Genomic DNA, 17,200 nt, shown 5'->3' on the forward strand with positions numbered 1-17,200 from the left:
GTGCTGTTTCACTCCGATCAAGGTTGCCAGTACACCAGCCATAAGTTCAGAAATGAGCTGCTGGAACATGGACACCGGCAAAGCATGAGTCGTAAAGGCGAATGCTGGGACAACGCCCCGATGGAGCGTTTCTTTGGCAGTTTGAAATCGGAGTGGGTGCCTGAAACAGGCTACGACTCGGAGCATGAGGCCCGCGTGGATGTGCAGCGTTACGTCACGCGCTACAACACGATCAGGCCTCACAGTTACAACGACTATTGGTCGCCGATCGCGAGGGAGAAACGGGCGGCGTAGACCGTAATCGGTGTCCAGGATTACTTGACCAGTTCACCGCAGGCTGCGATCGGGTTGGGCGGCACTCCGACGCAGCAGCCGCCAAGCCTGGCAACGAGGTCTTTCAGCAATACCGCGTCGCCTCGTTACGGCCGCTGCGCGACCGATCGCAGCCTGCGGCAGCGGCTACACAAAGCTCGCAGCGATACGTCCAGCTTCAGCCAGCAGACACCGCACTGGCCTTGGCCACCAGGCGTTTGCCGACTTGCAGCGTCACCGTGGGCAAAGGCCATCTGCACCGCCCCCTGTAGCCGCTGGCGCAGCCTGCGATCGGCTGCACAGCAGCCGCCAAGCCTGGCAACGAGGTCTTTCAGCAATACCGCGTCGCCTCATTACGGCCGCTGCGTCGGAGTGCCGCCCAACCCGATCGCAGCCTGCGGCAGCGGCTACACAAAGCTCGCAGCGATATGCCCAGGCTCAGCCAGCAGGCACCGCGAACACCGCGTTGGCCCTGGCCACCACCCGCTCGCCGACTTGCAGGGTGACGGTGGCGAAGGCCATCTGCCGGCCGCGCTTGGAATGTTCCAGGCGCACGTCGATCCATTCGCCGACCTGCACCGCGCCCAGGTAATCCAGGTGCATGCTGGCGGTAACCAGCGACAACGGCGGGTCGCTGGCAAAGGCCATGGCGTAGCCCATGCCGATATCGGCCAGGGTGGCGAGGATGCCGCCGTGCACGGTGCCGCGCCCATTGGCATGGCGGCGGTCGGCGCGCAGGCCGAGCTCCAGTTGCAAGCCGCTGCCACGGCAATACACCGGGCCGATCAGCTCCAGCAGCGGGCTGCTGCGCGAAAGCGGAGCGTAGCCTTCAGGCAATGGAAAATCAGTCATGACGATACCTTGCTTGTATGATTGGCGGCCGCAGGGCGCGGTGCACTCAAGGTGTAATCCACAACCCGTCCCGCGGCTATCGAGATCAGCGCGGCAAATCTGCCGCGATAAGCCGCACCATCCCATCGCAACTCAAAAGGACCGAGGCGCCATGCAAACCATCCGAGCCAAATCCGTGTGCGTCTTTCGCCAGGGCCAGCACATCCTGCTGGCCGAAGGTTTCGACCCGGGCAAGAACGAGCGCTACCTGATGCCCGTCGGTGGCGGCATCGACTTTGGCGAGACCTCAGCCAGCGCCGCCAAACGCGAAGTGCTGGAAGAAATCGGTGCCGAGATCCAGGACATCAAGCTGCTGGGAGTGCTGGAGAATCTGTTCGTGTTCGACGGCACACCCGGCCATGAAATTGTCTTTATCCATGAAGCGCATTTTGTCGATCGGCACTTTTATGCCGCGACCGAACTTGAGGGTGTCGAAACCGACGGCCACCGGTTCGTTGTGCGCTGGGTAAGCCTGCAACTGATCCGCGACAATCGCCTCAACGTCTATCCGCACGGCCTGCTCGACCTGCTCTGAGGCCGCTGCAAACAACCGCTTGCCCCCCATTCAAGGAGAAACCATGCACCGCCAGGACCGCAAAACCCTTCGCCCAGGCACCCTTGCCTGCATCCTGCTCAGCAGCCTGCTGGCCGCCTGCTCCCCCAGCGACCGCTCGTCCTCGGTGGCGATCGGTGGCGCCCAGGGCAAGGCCGGCGCGCAGTTGGCCTACGAGCATGAACTGAGCCTGTCGCTGCCCTCGGCGCAGATCGCGCCGCGCCTGGACGCCACCCGCCAAGCCTGCGAAAGCGCCCAGTTCGGCGCCTGCAATATCCTGCGCCTGCAACAGGGTGAATACCGCGCCCAGGTGATCCTGCGCATCGTGCCCGACGGCGTCGAGCCCATCGTCGCGCTGGCCGCCCAGGGCGCCGAAATCGGCGAGCGCATCACCAGCGCCGAAGACCTGGCCGACGCCGTGGCCGACGTGCAGCGCCAGCAGGAGCGGCTCAAGGCCCAGCAGCAACGCCTCGACCAACTGGCGGCGCGCAAGGACATCACCGTCAGCGACCTGATTACCCTGAGCAAGGAACAGGCAAGCATCGAAAACGACCTGCAGGCCCTGGCCCAGACCGCCGCCGGCCAACAGCGCCGGCTCGACACCAACCGCCTGACCCTGAACTTCGTGCCCACCGACAGCAGCCAGCGCGGTTCGAAGCTGCAACGGGCGTTCGACAACCTGCTGGACAACCTTGCCTACGGCACCGCCGAAGCCCTGGAAAAAGGCAGCTATGTGCTGCCGTTCCTGGTCCTGGCCTTCCCGCTGGTGATGATCTGGGTCTGGCTGTGGCGCCGGTTCGTGCGCCGTCGTTGAATCCACGCCGCTGCCTTGCAACAAGCCCGGCCTGATGCGCCGGGCTTTTTTATGCCTGGGCCGGGAGCGGGTTGCGCCGGCAATTTTTATCGCGAGCACGCTCGCCTCTATAGGTCCTGCGCCGGGGGTGGAAGCCGGGCAAATGCCGCCACCGCGGCCCACTGGCGGAGCGCGCCGGACCGCGATCATGCGCCGCCCTGCCCCTTCAAATCCTCGGTGCAAGGCTCTATTCCAGGGCTTCGCGCCGCTATCATTGGCGTCGATGGTCACCATCGATTCAATGAAATTCTCAAAAAAAATCCGCCGCGTACCATCTGCTCCATACCAACCAAACAGCACCCCCGGAGCACACCACCATGAAACGCCAAGTCCTTCTCAGCATCGCTTTCTCGGTTCTTGCAGCCAACGCTTTTGCCGCGTCCTCGGCCTACCCGGTTGTCGCCGAAGGCGGCTCGGATCGCCTGATTGAAAAACGTGTCGCCGAAGGTGGTGCCGATCGCTTGATCGAACGCCGCGTCGCCGAAGGTGGCTCCGATCGCCTGATCGAACGCCGGGTTGCCGAAGGTGGTTCCGACCGCCTGATCGAACGCCGCGTCGCCGAAGGTGGCGCCGATCGCCTGATCGAACGCCGGGTTGCCGAAGGTGGTTCCGACCGTCTGATCGAACGCCGTGTCGCTGAAGGTGGTGCTGATCGCCTGATCGAACGCCGCGTTGCCGAAGGTGGTGCTGATCGCCTGATCGAACGTCGCGTCGCCGAAGGTGGTTCCGATCGTCTGATCGAACGTCGTGTCGCTGAAGGTGGTGCTGATCGCCTGATCGAACGCCGCGTTGCCGAAGGTGGCTCCGATCGTCTGATCAAGCGTCGCGCCGTATGATTGCGCGGTCCGCAGTACTCGAAAAAAAGCCCGGCCTTATCAGCCGGGCTTTTTTCATTTCAAGGCACTGTCAGCCCCTGTCGATCGCCACGCCCCTGTAGCCGCTGGCAAAGCCTGCGATCGATCTGGGCGGCATTCCGACGCAACGGCCGAAACAATGCAACGTCATACTCCTACTCCCACAGGCGTCTGCTACGCAGCCGATCGCAGCCTGCGGCAGCGGCTACAACCTCGCCATGCAGCGCTGATACCGCTCATCCACTCGCTTGGCGAACCAGGCGGTGGTCAGCTTGCGGGTGATTTTCGGGCTTTTCAGCTGGATGCCCGGCAGCACCTGGCGCGGCAAGGCCTTGCCTTGCGCCTGCTCCGCCAGGGCGAACACTCGTTTGTACAGCTTGGTGTCCTCGAATTCGAGGCTGTTGCCCTTCTCCAACTGGTTGCGAATGCTCGGGTTGCGCATGTCCAGGGATTTACCCAGGGCGCGCACCGCCAGTTCGGTGCTGCCGGGCATGATCGAGTCATGGCGGATCAGGTCGCCGTCCAGCGCCAGGGAAATCCCCGAAGCCACGCTCAGGGCGTTCTGGAACGCGGCGTTGCGGCTGGCGTACCAGCCGGCGTTGAAGTCGGCGAAACGGTACAGCGGCTGCGGGTAGTTCACCGGGTAACCGAGCAGGTGGGCGATACCGAAATACATGCCGCCACGCCGGCTGAACACCTCGCGGCGGATCGAGCCGTCCACGCTGTAGGGATAATTGCGCGCCTGCTGCTCGGCGAAATCGATGCTGACCTGCATCGGCCCGCCGGTGTGCACCGGGTTGAAACCGCCGAACAGGGTCTTGCCCATGGGCACGCTGTCGATGAAGTCGTCGAAGATCGCGCTCAGTTCCTTCTCCGTGCGCGCCGCGGCCAGGCGGTCGCTGTAGGACTTGCCGTTCGACGAACGCATCTGCAACGCCGCGCCGACCAGCATCGACGGCACATGCACCTTGGCCGCGCGGCGGTCGATTTCGCTACGGGCGATCTTGCCCAGCCCCGGCACCGGCGGGTCGACCTGATAGGTCGACTCCTGCTCGGTCACCGCCAGCACTGCACAAAGGTTGCTCTTGCTCGGCTCGATGCCCTGGGCGGTAAAGGCCACCTGGATATCCCGGGCCCAGCCCTGGCGGTCGGCGACCTTGGCCGGCAGCAGGCGCACCACCTGGGCCTGGACCTGCGCCGGGCTTGGCGCTGGCGCCCGTGAACCGAGCTGGCCGGCACAACCGGCCAGGGCCAGCGCGGCCGCGACGCCGGCCCAGCGAAGTGAGTACAGAGGTTTTCTAGACATGGCTTCCCAGTAATTTTGAAGGCGGCCCGCGCCTGGAAGATGTTGAGCAAGACGCGCGGCCGCCAATATCGACCCTCGAGGCGCCGCGCTGTTCCGTGCCGGCGACAGGCCATTTGAGCATTCCCCGTGACCGGCGGCGAATTTCACCTAATCTGAAACCTCATCGCCCACCGAAACACAACAGGCAGGGCCCGCCATGAGCGTGCAACTTGACCACACCATCGTCTGGTGCCGCGACAAGCAACGGTCGGCGGATTTTCTCGTGCAATTGCTTGGCCTGCCGCCCCCCTTGCCCTTCGGCCCGATGCTGGTGGTGCAGCTGGATAACGGCGTGTCCCTGGATTACTACAACGACGACCCGCCCATCGCCTCCCAGCACTATGCCTTTGTGGTCGCCGCCGCCGACTTCGAACCGATATTGCAACGCATTCGCCAGCGCGGCCTGGCGTTCTGGGCCGACCCGGGCAAGCAGCGAGCCAATGAAATCAACCGCCACGAAGGCGGTCGCCGGGTGTATTTTGATGACCCCGACGGCCACCTGCTGGAAGTGTTCAGCCAGACCTGAGCCCCGTCACCTGCCCTGGAGTGCCTTGCACCATGCTTTCACTGGATTTTCTCGTGACCTCGCTGATCGTCGTGCTGATCCCCGGCAGCGGCGTGATCCTGACCATTTCCACGGCGCTGGTGGCCGGCAAGCGCGCCAGCCTGTTCACCGCCATCGGCTGCACCGCCGGGATAGTCCCGCACCTGCTGGCCTCGGTGCTGGGCCTGTCGGCCATCCTGCACACCAGTGCGCTGGCCTTCCAGGGCTTGAAGTTCGCGGGGGTCGCCTACCTGCTGTACCTGGCCTACGCCACCTGGCGCGACCGCTCGGCCTTCGCCGTGGACACCAGCGCTCCTGCCACCAGCGCTGGCGGCCTGGTGCTCAAGGCCTGCCTGCTGAACATCCTCAACCCCAAGCTGACGATCTTCTTCCTGGCTTTCCTGCCGCAGTTCATCAGCCACGACGGCACGTCGCCGGCGATGCAGATGCTCGGCCTGAGCGGCGTGTTCATGGCGATGACCTTCGCCGTATTCGTCGCCTACGGCCTGTTGGCCAACCTGTTCCGCAAGGCGGTGATCGAGTCGCCCCAGGTGCAGAACTGGCTGCGTCGCAGCTTTGCCGCGAGCTTCGCCGCCCTGGGCCTGAACCTGGCGTTCGCCCAGCGCTGAAACCTGCTACACGAAACCGGCATGACATTGATCTCTCGACGAGGGCAAGGACATGAACCGCAGCGACGTACTGATCATTGGCGCCGGCCCCACCGGCCTGGTTCTGGCGTTGTGGCTGAGCCGGCAGGGGGTCAAGGTGCGCATCCTCGACCAGACCGCCGGCCCGGGCACCACCTCGCGGGCCCTGGCGGTGCAGGCCCGGACCCTTGAGCTGTACCGCCAGCTGGACCTGACCCAGGCCATCCTCGAGCAGGGCCATCGGGTGCCGGCCGCCAACCTCTGGGTCAAGGGCGAACAGGCCGCCCACCTGCCGCTGAGCGCCATCGGCGCCGACCTGACGCCCTACCCGTTCCTGGAAATCTACCCGCAAGACCAGCACGAGCAATTGCTGATCGAACGCCTGGAACGCTTCGGCGTGACGGTCGAGCGCCAGACCGAGCTGCTGGGCTTCACCGACCACGGCCACCTGGTCAGCGCCCAGCTGCGCGGCGCCGACGGCCAGGAGGAAACCTGCCAGGCCTTCTACCTGGCCGGCTGCGATGGCGCCCGCTCGACGGTGCGCAAGACCCTGGGCATCGATTTTCCCGGCGGCACCTATCAGCAGGTGTTTTATGTGGCCGACGTCGACGCCCAGGGGCCGGCGCTCAATGGCGAATTGCACGCGGACCTCGACGAGGCGGATTTCCTCGCGGTGTTTCCGCTGGCCGGCACAGGCCGGGCGCGGCTGATCGGCACGGTGCGCGACGAACGCGCCGAACAGGCGGAAACCCTCAGGTTCGAGGACGTCAGCCGGCGCGCCATGGACAACCTCAAGGTGCAGGTCGACCAGGTCAACTGGTTCTCCACCTACCGCGTGCATCACCGGGTCGCCCAGCACTTCGGCAAGGGCCGCGCCTTCCTGCTTGGCGATGCCGCCCATGTGCACAGCCCGGCCGGCGGCCAGGGCATGAACACCGGCATCGGCGACGCCATCAACCTGGCCTGGAAGCTCGCCGCGGTGCTCAACGGCAAGGCCGAGGAGCACCTGCTGGCGACCTATGAGTTCGAGCGCATCGAGTTCGCCCGGCGCCTGGTGGCCACCACCGACCGGGTGTTCAGCTTCGTCACCGCCGACGGGCCGATCGCCAACCTGCTGCGCACCCGCCTGGCGCCGCTGCTGATCCCCAAGGTGACGTCGGTGGAAGCGGCCCGCGAGTTCCTGTTCCGCACGGTGTCGCAGATCACCCTCAACTACCGCGACATGCCGCTGAGCTGCGGCAGCGCCGGCCATGTCCACGGCGGCGACCGCCTGCCCTGGGCCCACGGTGCGGTCACCGACAACTTCGCCAGCCTCGACCACCTGGGGTGGCAGGTGCATGTGTACGGCGTCACCAGCGACGCCCTGCGCGCCTGGTGCGCCGAGCGGCAGATGCCGTTGACGGTGTTCGACTGGGAACCGGCGCACCAGGCCGCTGGCCTCGCGCGCAACGCTTTCTATTTGCTGCGGCCGGACACCTACGTGGCGCTGGCCGAGAAATCGGCGGACCCGAGGGTGCTGGAGCGGTATTTCGAGGAGCGCAAGATTACCCTTTGAGAGGGGCAGATAAATTCGTCGACGGGATTATGCAGCGTCTGGATTGACGTCATCGCGGGCAAGCCTCGCTCCTACAGATTTTGTAGGAGCGAGGCTTGCCCGCGATAGGGCCCTTGAGGGCGATACATTTACATCTGGAACACCGCTGGAGCGCGTCAGATCCCGGCGAGCGCCAGGTCCATGGCGAAGTAGGTGAAGATCAAATCGGCGCCGGCGCGCTTGATCGAGCCCAGGCTTTCGCGGACCACGCGCGCCTCGTCGATGGCGCCGGCCTGGGCGCCGAACTTGATCATCGCGTACTCGCCGCTGACCTGGTACGCGGTCACCGGCAGGCGCGAGGCCTCGCGGATGTCGCGGATGATGTCCAGGTAAGCGCCGGCCGGCTTGACCATCAGCGAATCCGCGCCTTCCTGTTCGTCCAGCAAGGACTCGCGCACCGCTTCGCGGCGGTTCATCGGGTTCATCTGGTAGCTCTTGCGGTCGCCCTTCAAGGCGCTGCCGCCGGCCTCGCGGAACGGACCGTAGAGCGCCGAGGCGAACTTGGTGGAATAGGCCATGATCGCGGTCTGGCTGAAGCCCGCCTCGTCCAGGGCGCGACGAATGGCCTGGACCTGCCCGTCCATGGCCGCCGACGGCGCGATCACATCGGCGCCGGCGCGGGCCGCCGCCACCGCCTGCTTGCCGAGGTTGACCAGGGTCTGGTCGTTGTCCACTTCATGGCCGTGCAGCACGCCGCAGTGACCGTGGTCGGTGTATTCGCAGAAGCAGGTGTCGGACATCACGATCATCTCCGGCACCGCGTCCTTGGCGATGCGCGACATGCGCGACACCAGGCCGTTGTCGTTCCAGGTGTCGCTGCCGTTGCTGTCCAGGTGGTGAGAAACGCCGAAGGTCATCACCGACTTGATCCCGGCGCGGGCATAGCGCTCGATCTCCCCGGCCAGCTTCGATTCCGGAATACGCATCACCCCCGGCATGCTCTTGATCGGCACGAAATCGTCGATCTCTTCCTCGACGAAAATCGGCAGCACCAGGTCGTTGAGGGTGAACTCGGTTTCCTGGAACAGGCTGCGCATCTGTTCGCTGCGGCGCAGGCGACGGGGACGGGCTTGGGGGAACTGGCTGGACATGGGGTTTCCTCAGGACAGGCCAAATGGAACAAGGTGGGCTGCGAAAGACCGCAGCTAAAAAGAGCGAAGCTTATGCCCCAAGCCCCGACCGGCACAAACGCGGAGTCGCCAAGACTGCGTTTCCATTGGCGTAACAATGCTGGGAAAGCCTGGAGTTACGTCTGTCAGGCAAATGCTCGGCGGCGAAACTGTCGCGGTGTTTTTTGATCTAAACAAGACACGCCGAAATGCTCGGGCCGGCATTGAAAGCCAGTGCCTGGGGCATTTGTCGTCGCGTGTGCAGGACCTTGCGCCCGTTAGAGGCAGGCCCAGGCGAATCGGCTGCCGGGTACGACATCGAGGAGTCCAATCGAGCCCCTGGCAGCACCCTTTCGCGCGATGGCGGCCGCGGGCGCAAGAACCGGGCTTGCAGGCAGCGAACCCGGTTGGCGTTCTGTCGTGGCGGGTCGCCACAAGGACGTTCACGGCCCCCCCCTTGACTCAGGAGGAAGCAAAAATGGCCAACTCCGTGAAAAAGATGCCGATCCAGACTGAAGACAAGGCTCCCCGGCGCTCGTCCATGGGCGACCTGTGGCTGCCCCTGGAAAAACTTCGGCAACAGGTCGACCACCTGTTCGAAGACTTCGGTCGCGGCCCTGGCCTGTCTCCCTTCAGCCGCGGGCTGTTCGATGTCGATCCACTCTGGCGACGCGAACTGATCGGCCACAGCATGCCTGCCGTCGATATCACCGAGAAAGACGAGAGCTTCGAAATCTCTGCCGAATTGCCCGGCATGGATCAGAACAATATCGAAATCAAGGTCTCCGACGGCAGCCTGATCATCAAGGGTGAAAAAAGAGAGCAAACACAAGAAAACAGGAAGGGCTACCACCTGAGCGAGCGTCATTACGGATCGTTCGAACGGGTGTTCAACCTGCCCAAGGGGGTCGACGCGGAGAAAATCGAAGCGAGCTTCAGCAAAGGTGTGCTGAGCATCTCGCTACCGAAAAAACCCGCCGCCCTGAATGCGGACAAGGTCGTACCGATCAAATCCGAATGACCCAGGCCAGCCCGCCCCTTGCCGGGAAACCGGCAAGGGGTTTTTATTGCCCGCACGCCATGCCGCCACTGCCGCCGCCAGCGCCGAAAGATGCGAGCGCCCCGCTCAGCGCGAGGTATTGAGCGCCACGGCCGCCAGGATCAGCGCCTTCAAGGCGGCCTCGTCGAGGCTGTCGCCCGCATGCAGATCGATCGCCCGCCGGGTGTTGCCTTCCAGGCTGGCATTGAACAGGCCTGTCGGGTCGTCCAGCGCGGCGCCCTTGGCAAAGGTCAGCTTCACGACATTCTTGTAGGTCTCGCCAGTGCAGAGGATGCCGCCGTGGGACCACACCTGCACCCCGCGCCACTTCCATTCCTCGACCACCTGCGGGTCGGCCTGGCGGATCAGCGCCCGGACCCCGGCCAGGGTCTCGCCACGCCAATCGCCCAGTTCCTCGATGCGTCCGTCGATAAGCCGGGAGGCGCAATCGTCCTGCTCCGCCGGCGTGGTGTCGCTGGTCTGTTGTTTCATCCTGGTCGTCCTGATCATTCTCTGGTGAGTTCACCCGACACTTGAGTATCGCCGACGGGCCAATTCCCTCCAGGTCGGCGACGAACGTTGCACCGGGCCTGCCCCCCCATTCGTCGCGGATATGCCGATTGCCTTCCCGGCAACGGCCACGCTAGGTTACCCGCTGCCCCCTGAACGGTAAGTCGAGGACTGCAAGGCCTGCTTCTGTCAGCGAAGAATCCCGTTGGATCGATACACCCGATGGCCGTCTGTTTTCCCGTTGCTGGTGGCCGGCGGCCGCCCACCGCGAGCGGCCGCCGATCGTGCTGTTTCACGACTCCCTTGGCTGCGTGGAACTGTGGCGGGATTTTCCCGAGCTGCCCATGGAGTTTATCCGGGACGAGGCCGAGCACTTTTTCCCGCGGCTGCTGGCCGGCTGGAACATCGAGGGTTTCGTGGCCTTCGGCCATAGCGTGGGGTGGAGCCATGGCGGCAACCTGCGCGGCGCTTTATCCGCAGCGTTGCCAGGCGCTGGTCACCGAGTCGGCGCAAGCCTTCGTCGAAGACCGCACCCGCAGCGGCATCCAGTTCGCCAAGGAGCAGTTCCAGGCACCCGGGCAACTGGAACGCCTGCAGCGGTATCACGGCGCCAAGGCGCCCTGGGTGCTGACGGCCTTCCAGGCCTGGACCCTTGAAAGCTCCGTGGCCTCCATCGACTGCCCGCTGCTGGTGCTGCATGGCGCGGACGACGAATACGGCTCGCTGCTGCACCCCGAACGCATCGCCCGGCTGGCGACCGCGCGCCAGCGCTGCCTGATCCTGGAGAACTGCCGTCACATGCCGCACCGCGAGACGATGGAGGTGGTTCTCGATGCGGTGGATCAACACTTGCGGATCGATAACGCCTAGCTGTAACGGCTTGCAATCGAAAACGGCCGTGCTCGGCTCAGATTAATTGCGATTAACGGCCCCTTCTACTCGCATTAAATGCGAGTGAGCTTGCATTCAGCCGCACCGGCCTGCATCCCATTTTCCGTTGGCTCAGATTATTTGCATCTATCAGAAGTGTCTAATACCGCTCAAGGCCTCATGTTGGTTAGATACAGGGGTTACGCCCCAAACCATTAAAGGATATTCGTATATGGCTAACCACGGATACATGACCATCTCTGGTAAAGCTCAAGGCTTGATTTCAGCAGGCTGCTCAACCCAAGACTCTATCGGCAATAAGTGTCAGACGGGGCATACCGACGAAATCATGGTGATGTCTTACAGCCACAAAATGGTCAACATTGGAAATATTAATAAGCCAACACATAGCCCCATCATTATTTCAAAAAGCGTTGATAAATCCTCGCCACTCCTCGCTCAAGCACTTTCAACCCAAGAGGAAATAAACTGCACAATTAGTTTTTATCGCGTGTCGTCCTTTGGCATGCAGAAAAAATTCTATTCAGTATCAATCAGTGGCGGGATTATTGCCGATCTAACACTTGAAATGCCTCACGCCATTTTGCAGAACGACGCCGAACCGCAAGAACATGTAGCCATCCGTTACCGAGAGATCACTTGGACTCACCACGCTGCTGGCACCAGCGGATACACTACGTGGGGAAATAACGAATGAAACCAGAAAATGAAAGTTGCATGCCGGGTAGCTGCGATTACTGGATGGTCAGTGCCGCGGCTGGAAAACTCGGAAGCCAAGCCAGCACATTAGCCGTTAGACACATTAAAGACGGCACGCTGCGTTTGCAGTTCAACCGCGAAGTCGCTTATTACGCCAAAAGCATTGTTAATGATGTCGCGCAGGGTAATAAAAGCCCTGAGCAGGGGCTGCAAGACCTTAAGAACGAACAGAATAGCCTGCTGAGCCAGTCATTGGAGGTTGCTCAAAAAGGCGTAGGAGTAATCGCTGGAGCATTTCAATTTGCAGCAGGCGCTGGGATTTGCTATGGCTCAGCCGGTACGCTGTGCTTATTCCCAGGCTCACTCATGATGGTCCATGGCGCCAATAACATGTATGAAAACGGATGTAACCTTTTAGAGAATCGCTCTGACATCCAAGGCCCCGTCAGGAAGGTTTATCAGGAGGGGGCAAAACTATTCGGCGGTGGCGCGTTTGAAGGGAATATGGTTTATGGGGCTGCTGACTTAGAACTTTCAGCATATGGCGCCGGGAGAATGGTATTAAAGCCAGATGCTTGGCGCCTATTCAGATATATCCGGACGGATTATGTTCGCGCATATAAAGCCACAAGCAACTCAGCATTGTCATTCGAAGTGCTATCTGACGGAATAACTATAAACTCCATGCACTAAGAAGCTAAAGCCAGTGACAAATAATTCGATAGTTGCGGCCACGCTGTACTTGTTTTTTTCACTGACTGCCTTTTTAGCATTTCGCCATACCGTTAAAAAGAAATCAGGGGAAAACTTCAAGGCTGGATGGTTCTGGCTTTTATTTTCATGCGCAATATTCTGGGGAATGATTCAGCTAAACGCAGCCAGATATGGCTATATATTATTTTTCCCATCAACCAAAGATATAATTTCGACCAATTACTTAATTCGACGGATCGCATTTATAAGTGCACTCCTTCAAACAACTTGCATTCCAAGCAAAGATAAACCAAGACGCTGGTTCTCACGAAAATAACTTTCTGGTTTTGCCCAACCCCTGAGATTGTAAAGTTAGCCGAACGAACACTCGCCTCGAGCCGTGTTGGCTTCGGGTGGCCGAATAGATGCGGTCGCCTCATGGTGCTGAATGCGGGACGGAATTATCCGGGCACAAGAGAGGATGGGGAGCGAGAGCCAGGTGCGCCCATGCGGGGCGCACCTGGTTTTTTTACAGCGAGAGGTAAATCAGTTCCACGGACGGTCGCCGTTCTCGTCCTTGACGCGGGTGGGCAAGCCCATCACGTCCAGCGCCTTGAGGAACGGCTCGGCTGGCAGCTCCTCGACGTTGACCATGCGCTGCACGTCCCATTCGCCACGGGCCACCAGCAGGGCCGCGGCCACCGGCGGTACGCCGGCGGTGTAGGAAATGCCCTGGCTGTCGGTTTCGGCAAAGGCTTCTTCGTGGCAGGCCACGTTGTAGATAAAGACTTCGCGCGGCTGGCCATCCTTGGTGCCCTTGACCAGGTCGCCGATGCAGGTCTTGCCGGTGTAGCCCGGGGCCAGCGAGGCTGGATCGGGCAGCACGGCCTTGACCACTTTCAGCGGCACCACTTCCAGGCCTTCGGCGGTCTTGACCGGTTGCTCGGAGAGCAGGCCCAGGTTCTTCAGCACGGTGAACACGTTGATGTAGTGCTCGCCGAAGCTCATCCAGAAACGCACGTTGGGCACGTCGAGGTTCTTCGACAGCGAGTGCACTTCATCGTGACCGGTCAGGTACAGGTTTTGCGAACCGACCACCGGCAAGTCGTCGGTGCGCTTGACTTCGAACATGGTGTTGCTGGTCCACTGGCTGTCCTGCCAGCTCCACACCTGTCCGGTGAATTCGCGGAAATTGATTTCCGGGTCGAAATTGGTGGCGAAATATTTGCCATGGGAACCGGCATTGACGTCGAGGATGTCGATCGAATCAATGCGGTCGAAATACTGTTGCTTGGCCAGGGCCGCATAGGCGTTGACCACACCCGGGTCGAAGCCCACGCCAAGAATGGCGGTGACGTTCTTCTGCTGGCATTCCTCGAGGTGCTTCCACTCGTAGTTGCCATACCAGGGCGGCGTCTCGCAGATCTTGCCCGGCTCTTCGTGAATGGCGGTGTCCAAGTAGGCCACGCCGGTATCGATGCAGGCACGCAGCACCGACATGTTGAGGAAGGCGGAACCGACGTTGATGACGATCTGCGATTCGGTCTCGCGGATCAGCGCCTTGGTCGCCTCGATATCCAGCGCGTTGAGCGCATAGGCCTTGATTTCAGCGGGCTGTTTGAGGCTGCCCTTGGCCTTGACGCTGTCGATGATGGCCTGGCATTTGGAGATGTTGCGCGACGCGATAGCAATACGACCGAGTTCGTCGTTGTGCTGCGCGCACTTGTGGGCCACCACCTTGGCGACACCTCCTGCACCAATGATAAGAACGTTCTTCTTCAATTTCTTTATCTCTCCTTTCCGCCAGCTTACGAGAGGCTGGACAGGTAGTCTTCGAACCCAAATTCACGAACCACTTCGACGCTACCGTCGAGTTGTTTCACTACGATGGACGGCATTTTCAGGCCGTTGAACCAGTTTTTCTTGACCATGGTGTAACCCGCCGCGTCAACAAACGACAGCCGATCGCCGATAGTCAGCGGACGATCGAATTGGTATTCGCCGAAGATGTCTCCGGCCAGGCAAGACTTGCCGCACACCATGTAGGTGTGTTCGCCCGCGCTGGGCGCCAGCTTGGCGTTCAGGCGATAGATCAGCAGGTCGAGCATGTGCGCTTCGATGGAGCTGTCGACCACCGCCAGGTGCTTGCCGTTGTAAAGCGTGTCGAGCACGGTGACTTCCAGCGAGGCACTCTGGGTGATCGCCGCTTCGCCTGGCTCCAGGTAGACCTGCACACCGTACTTCTCGGAGAACGCCTTGAGGCGCGCACAGAACGCGTCCAGGTCGTAGCCTTCGCCGGTGAAGTGAATGCCGCCGCCGAGGCTGACCCATTCGACCTTGTGCAGCAGGTGGCCGAAACGTTCCTCGATGGTGCCCAGCATCTGGTCGAACAGGCCGAAGTCGGCGTTCTCGCAGTTGTTGTGGAACATGAAGCCGGATATCTGCTCGATGACGGCCTCGACCTTCACCGGGTCCCATTCGCCCAGGCGGCTGAACGGACGCGCCGGGTCGGCCAGCAGGTAGTCGGAGCTGCTTACCTGGGGGTTGACCCGCAGGCCGCGGACCTTGCCTGCGGAGGCTTCGGCGAAGCGCTGCAGCTGGCCGATGGAGTTGAAGATGATCTTGTCGCAGTTGTCGAGCATCTCTTCGATTTCATCGTCGGCCCAGGCCACGCTGTAGGCGTGGGTCTCGCCGGCGAACTTCTGCCGGCCGAGCTTGAGCTCGTACAGCGACGACGACGTGGTGCCGTCCATGTACTGCTGCATCAGGTCGAACACCGACCAGGTGGCGAAGCACTTGAGCGCCAGCAGGGCCTTGGCACCGGACTGCTCGCGCACGTAGGCGATCTTCTCCATGTTGCCGAGCAGTTTCTGTTTGTCGATGAGGTAGTACGGCGTTTTGATCATTTCGAGGCCTCCGGCCAGGCCAGCCAAAAAAAGGATGCGCATTGTGCCTTCACTTGCCGCGTATCGAAAGGGCAGAAAGCACCGCTCGCCGGGTCAGTGCCTCGGCACTGCTTGCCGATCGGCTCCCGCGCAGGCCATGGCCTCGCACGGAAAGCGCCTGCCAGTGCCTATCCTAGGGGCCTGGCATGACGTTCTGAAGTGACGCTGGTCGATAATGCGCAGCGCCGTGCCGCTCAATCGTCCTCGTGCAACTTGATGCCCCGGGCGTGCAGCAGGTAAGGCACCGTCAGCACCAGCAGGGTCAGCCCGAGAAAGGCCGCGGCGATGGGTTGGGTGATAAAGACCGACCAGTCGCCCTGGCTGATGGACAAGGCGTTGCGCAGTTGTTTTTCCGCCATCGGCCCCAGCAGCATGCCGACGATCACCGGGGCGACGGGGAAGTCGAAACGCCGCATCAGCACCCCGCCCCAGCCGATCGCCAGCATCAGCAACAGGTCGAAGGACGAATGGCGCATGCCGTAGACGCCGATGGAGGCGAACACCAGGATCCCGGCATTGAGGTACGGCCGGGGAATCCGCAGCAGCTTCACCCACAAGCCGACCAACGGCAGGTTCAGCACCAGCAGGATGACGTTGCCGATGTAGAGCGAGGCCACCAGGGTCCAGACCAGCTCGCCCGAGGTCTGGAACAGCAACGGCCCCGGCTGCAGGTTGTAGTTCTGGAACGCCGCCAGCAGGATCGCCGCGGTGGCGGAGGTCGGGATGCCGAGGGTCAGCAACGGCACCAGCGACCCCGTCGCGCTGGCGTTGTTGGCGGCCTCGGGGCCGGCCACCCCTTCGATGGCGCCCTGCCCTTTGCTGGCGGCAAACTCCTGCGGGTACTTGCTCAGCTTGCGTTCGGTGGAATACGACAGGAAGGTCGGGATCTCCGCACCGCCAGCCGGGATCGAGCCGAAGGGAAAGCCGATCAACGTGCCCCGCAGCCAGGCGGGAAGCGAACGCCGCCAGTCCGCGCGGGTCATCCACAACGACGTCAGGCGATGCCGGCCGGCCTCCGCTTCCTTCTGGTACAGCAGGCTGTATAAGGCCTCGCCCACGGCAAACAGGCCGACCGCCACCAGCACCACTTCGATGCCGTCGACCAGCTCGGGCACGCCGAGGGTGTAGCGGGCAATGCCCGAGGTCGAGTCCAGGCCGATCAGGCCAATGCCCAGGCCCAGCCCCAACGAGGCGAACCCGCGCAGCATCGACGCGCCGAGCACCGCGGACACCGTGGTGAAGGACAGCACCAGGATCGCGAAATACTCCGCCGGGCCGAACTTCAGCGCCAGCAGCGCGACGATGGGAGCGAACAGCGTCAGCAGCACCGTGGCGATGGTGCCGGCGAAAAACGAGCCGATCGCCGCGGTGGCCAGGGCCGGCCCGGCGCGGCCGTTGCGGGCCATGAGATTGCCTTCCAGGGCCGTGACCATGGACGACGATTCGCCCGGGGTATTGAGCAGGATGGAGGTGGTGGAACCGCCGAACTGCGCGCCGTAATAGATGCCGGCGAACATGATCAGCGCGCCGGTGGGGTCGACCTTGGCGGTAATCGGCAACAACAGGGCCACGGTCAGCGCCGGGCCGATACCCGGCAACACGCCGATCGCCGTGCCCAGCAGGCAGCCGATAAACCCCCAGAGCAGATTGATCGGCGCCAGCGCCGCGGAGAAACCTGTCGCCAGGCTCGCGAGAATATCCACCTTGTGACCTCCTTCGGC

At 62.3% G+C, this 17,200-nt stretch carries 18 protein-coding genes; 11 read left to right on the forward strand and 7 right to left on the reverse strand.

Annotated elements, in window-relative coordinates:
- A partial coding sequence (locus BLV20_RS25185; RefSeq protein WP_139192743.1) for an integrase core domain-containing protein occupies window positions 1–294 on the forward strand: 294 nt, incomplete at its 5' end.
- 456 nt (window positions 295–750) lie between these two features.
- Here BLV20_RS25185 and BLV20_RS25190 read toward each other — a convergent pair.
- Window positions 751–1,164, reverse strand: a complete 414-nt coding sequence (locus BLV20_RS25190; RefSeq protein WP_092305136.1) for a PaaI family thioesterase — start codon at window positions 1,162–1,164, stop codon at window positions 751–753.
- A gap of 151 nt (window positions 1,165–1,315) precedes the next feature.
- Between BLV20_RS25190 and BLV20_RS25195 the strand changes: the two genes are divergently transcribed.
- The 3 genes from BLV20_RS25195 (at window position 1,316) to BLV20_RS25205 (ending at window position 3,445) form a co-directional block, all read left to right on the forward strand.
- Window positions 1,316–1,738, forward strand: coding sequence for an NUDIX hydrolase (locus tag BLV20_RS25195; protein WP_092305137.1), 423 nt, complete (start codon window positions 1,316–1,318; stop codon window positions 1,736–1,738).
- 43 nt (window positions 1,739–1,781) lie between these two features.
- Window positions 1,782–2,570 (forward strand): DUF4349 domain-containing protein, encoded by a 789-nt coding sequence (locus BLV20_RS25200; protein WP_092305138.1) that lies wholly within the window; start codon window positions 1,782–1,784, stop codon window positions 2,568–2,570.
- Between the two features lie 356 nt (window positions 2,571–2,926).
- Complete coding sequence (locus BLV20_RS25205) at window positions 2,927–3,445, forward strand: phage infection protein (protein ID WP_092305139.1); 519 nt, start codon at window positions 2,927–2,929, stop codon at window positions 3,443–3,445.
- A gap of 223 nt (window positions 3,446–3,668) precedes the next feature.
- On the opposite strand, the gene BLV20_RS25210 is transcribed toward BLV20_RS25205, so the two are convergent.
- On the reverse strand, window positions 3,669–4,769 hold the full coding sequence (locus BLV20_RS25210; RefSeq protein WP_092305140.1) for a DUF1615 domain-containing protein: 1,101 nt from the start codon (window positions 4,767–4,769) through the stop codon (window positions 3,669–3,671).
- A gap of 196 nt (window positions 4,770–4,965) precedes the next feature.
- On the opposite strand from BLV20_RS25210, the gene BLV20_RS25215 reads away from it, so the two are divergent.
- Genes BLV20_RS25215 through BLV20_RS25225 form a run of 3 tightly spaced genes read left to right on the forward strand, consistent with a single transcriptional unit; the run spans window position 4,966 to window position 7,554 of the window.
- Entirely contained in the window at window positions 4,966–5,334 is a 369-nt protein-coding gene (locus BLV20_RS25215; protein WP_092305141.1) for a VOC family protein, read from the forward strand.
- 32 nt (window positions 5,335–5,366) lie between these two features.
- Window positions 5,367–5,981 (forward strand): LysE family translocator, encoded by a 615-nt coding sequence (locus BLV20_RS25220; RefSeq protein ID WP_092305142.1) that lies wholly within the window; start codon window positions 5,367–5,369, stop codon window positions 5,979–5,981.
- Window positions 5,982–6,033: 52 nt separating this feature from the next.
- Entirely contained in the window at window positions 6,034–7,554 is a 1,521-nt protein-coding gene (locus tag BLV20_RS25225; protein ID WP_092305143.1) for an FAD-dependent oxidoreductase, read from the forward strand.
- A 155-nt stretch (window positions 7,555–7,709) separates the two neighbouring features.
- Here the strand turns inward: BLV20_RS25225 and hemB are convergent, their stop codons facing one another.
- Window positions 7,710–8,684: a porphobilinogen synthase gene (hemB, locus tag BLV20_RS25230; protein ID WP_053260515.1), complete on the reverse strand. Its 975-nt coding sequence runs from the start codon at window positions 8,682–8,684 to the stop codon at window positions 7,710–7,712.
- 496 nt (window positions 8,685–9,180) lie between these two features.
- On the opposite strand from hemB, the gene BLV20_RS25235 reads away from it, so the two are divergent.
- The gene (locus tag BLV20_RS25235) at window positions 9,181–9,723 is read left to right on the forward strand and encodes an Hsp20/alpha crystallin family protein (protein ID WP_092305144.1); all 543 of its coding nucleotides are present in this window, start codon (window positions 9,181–9,183) and stop codon (window positions 9,721–9,723) included.
- A gap of 105 nt (window positions 9,724–9,828) precedes the next feature.
- On the opposite strand, the gene BLV20_RS25240 is transcribed toward BLV20_RS25235, so the two are convergent.
- Entirely contained in the window at window positions 9,829–10,233 is a 405-nt protein-coding gene (locus tag BLV20_RS25240) for a DUF1801 domain-containing protein (RefSeq protein WP_092305145.1), read from the reverse strand.
- Window positions 10,234–10,698: 465 nt separating this feature from the next.
- Between BLV20_RS25240 and BLV20_RS32165 the strand changes: the two genes are divergently transcribed.
- The 3 genes from BLV20_RS32165 to BLV20_RS25255 all read left to right on the forward strand — a co-directional run bounded on the left by BLV20_RS32165 (window position 10,699) and on the right by BLV20_RS25255 (window position 12,534).
- Complete coding sequence (locus BLV20_RS32165) at window positions 10,699–11,121, forward strand: alpha/beta fold hydrolase (protein WP_371914341.1); 423 nt, start codon at window positions 10,699–10,701, stop codon at window positions 11,119–11,121.
- A 232-nt stretch (window positions 11,122–11,353) separates the two neighbouring features.
- Window positions 11,354–11,839, forward strand: a complete 486-nt coding sequence (locus BLV20_RS25250; protein ID WP_092305146.1) for an Hcp family type VI secretion system effector — start codon at window positions 11,354–11,356, stop codon at window positions 11,837–11,839.
- On the forward strand, window positions 11,836–12,534 hold the full coding sequence (locus tag BLV20_RS25255; protein WP_256577873.1) for a DUF4225 domain-containing protein: 699 nt from the start codon (window positions 11,836–11,838) through the stop codon (window positions 12,532–12,534). The genes BLV20_RS25250 and BLV20_RS25255 overlap by 4 nt, the downstream gene beginning before the upstream one ends.
- Window positions 12,535–13,080: 546 nt before the next feature.
- Here BLV20_RS25255 and BLV20_RS25260 read toward each other — a convergent pair.
- From BLV20_RS25260 to BLV20_RS25270, 3 genes are all read right to left on the reverse strand, one after another.
- The gene (locus BLV20_RS25260) at window positions 13,081–14,316 is read right to left on the reverse strand and encodes a saccharopine dehydrogenase family protein (RefSeq protein WP_092305147.1); all 1,236 of its coding nucleotides are present in this window, start codon (window positions 14,314–14,316) and stop codon (window positions 13,081–13,083) included.
- Window positions 14,317–14,342: 26 nt separating this feature from the next.
- Window positions 14,343–15,440, reverse strand: a complete 1,098-nt coding sequence (nspC, locus tag BLV20_RS25265) for a carboxynorspermidine decarboxylase (RefSeq protein ID WP_053260613.1) — start codon at window positions 15,438–15,440, stop codon at window positions 14,343–14,345.
- Window positions 15,441–15,673: 233 nt separating this feature from the next.
- Window positions 15,674–17,182 (reverse strand): tripartite tricarboxylate transporter permease, encoded by a 1,509-nt coding sequence (locus tag BLV20_RS25270; protein WP_092305148.1) that lies wholly within the window; start codon window positions 17,180–17,182, stop codon window positions 15,674–15,676.
- Between the last annotated feature and the right edge of the window lie 18 nt (window positions 17,183–17,200).

The organism is Pseudomonas sp. NFIX28 (genome assembly GCF_900107395.1).
GTDB lineage: Bacteria > Pseudomonadota > Gammaproteobacteria > Pseudomonadales > Pseudomonadaceae > Aquipseudomonas.

Coding starts and splice junctions, on each gene's coding strand:
- BLV20_RS25190 (WP_092305136.1), bottom strand. CDS start 1,164: ATGACTGATTTTCCATTGCCTGAAGGCTACGCTCCGCTTTCGCGCAGC.
- BLV20_RS25195 (WP_092305137.1), top strand. CDS start 1,316: ATGCAAACCATCCGAGCCAAATCCGTGTGCGTCTTTCGCCAGGGCCAG.
- BLV20_RS25200 (WP_092305138.1), top strand. CDS start 1,782: ATGCACCGCCAGGACCGCAAAACCCTTCGCCCAGGCACCCTTGCCTGC.
- BLV20_RS25205 (WP_092305139.1), top strand. CDS start 2,927: ATGAAACGCCAAGTCCTTCTCAGCATCGCTTTCTCGGTTCTTGCAGCC.
- BLV20_RS25210 (WP_092305140.1), bottom strand. CDS start 4,769: ATGTCTAGAAAACCTCTGTACTCACTTCGCTGGGCCGGCGTCGCGGCC.
- BLV20_RS25215 (WP_092305141.1), top strand. CDS start 4,966: ATGAGCGTGCAACTTGACCACACCATCGTCTGGTGCCGCGACAAGCAA.
- BLV20_RS25220 (WP_092305142.1), top strand. CDS start 5,367: ATGCTTTCACTGGATTTTCTCGTGACCTCGCTGATCGTCGTGCTGATC.
- BLV20_RS25225 (WP_092305143.1), top strand. CDS start 6,034: ATGAACCGCAGCGACGTACTGATCATTGGCGCCGGCCCCACCGGCCTG.
- hemB (WP_053260515.1), bottom strand. CDS start 8,684: ATGTCCAGCCAGTTCCCCCAAGCCCGTCCCCGTCGCCTGCGCCGCAGC.
- BLV20_RS25235 (WP_092305144.1), top strand. CDS start 9,181: ATGGCCAACTCCGTGAAAAAGATGCCGATCCAGACTGAAGACAAGGCT.
- BLV20_RS25240 (WP_092305145.1), bottom strand. CDS start 10,233: ATGAAACAACAGACCAGCGACACCACGCCGGCGGAGCAGGACGATTGC.
- BLV20_RS32165 (WP_371914341.1), top strand. CDS start 10,699: ATGGCGGCAACCTGCGCGGCGCTTTATCCGCAGCGTTGCCAGGCGCTG.
- BLV20_RS25250 (WP_092305146.1), top strand. CDS start 11,354: ATGGCTAACCACGGATACATGACCATCTCTGGTAAAGCTCAAGGCTTG.
- BLV20_RS25255 (WP_256577873.1), top strand. CDS start 11,836: ATGAAACCAGAAAATGAAAGTTGCATGCCGGGTAGCTGCGATTACTGG.
- nspC (WP_053260613.1), bottom strand. CDS start 15,440: ATGATCAAAACGCCGTACTACCTCATCGACAAACAGAAACTGCTCGGC.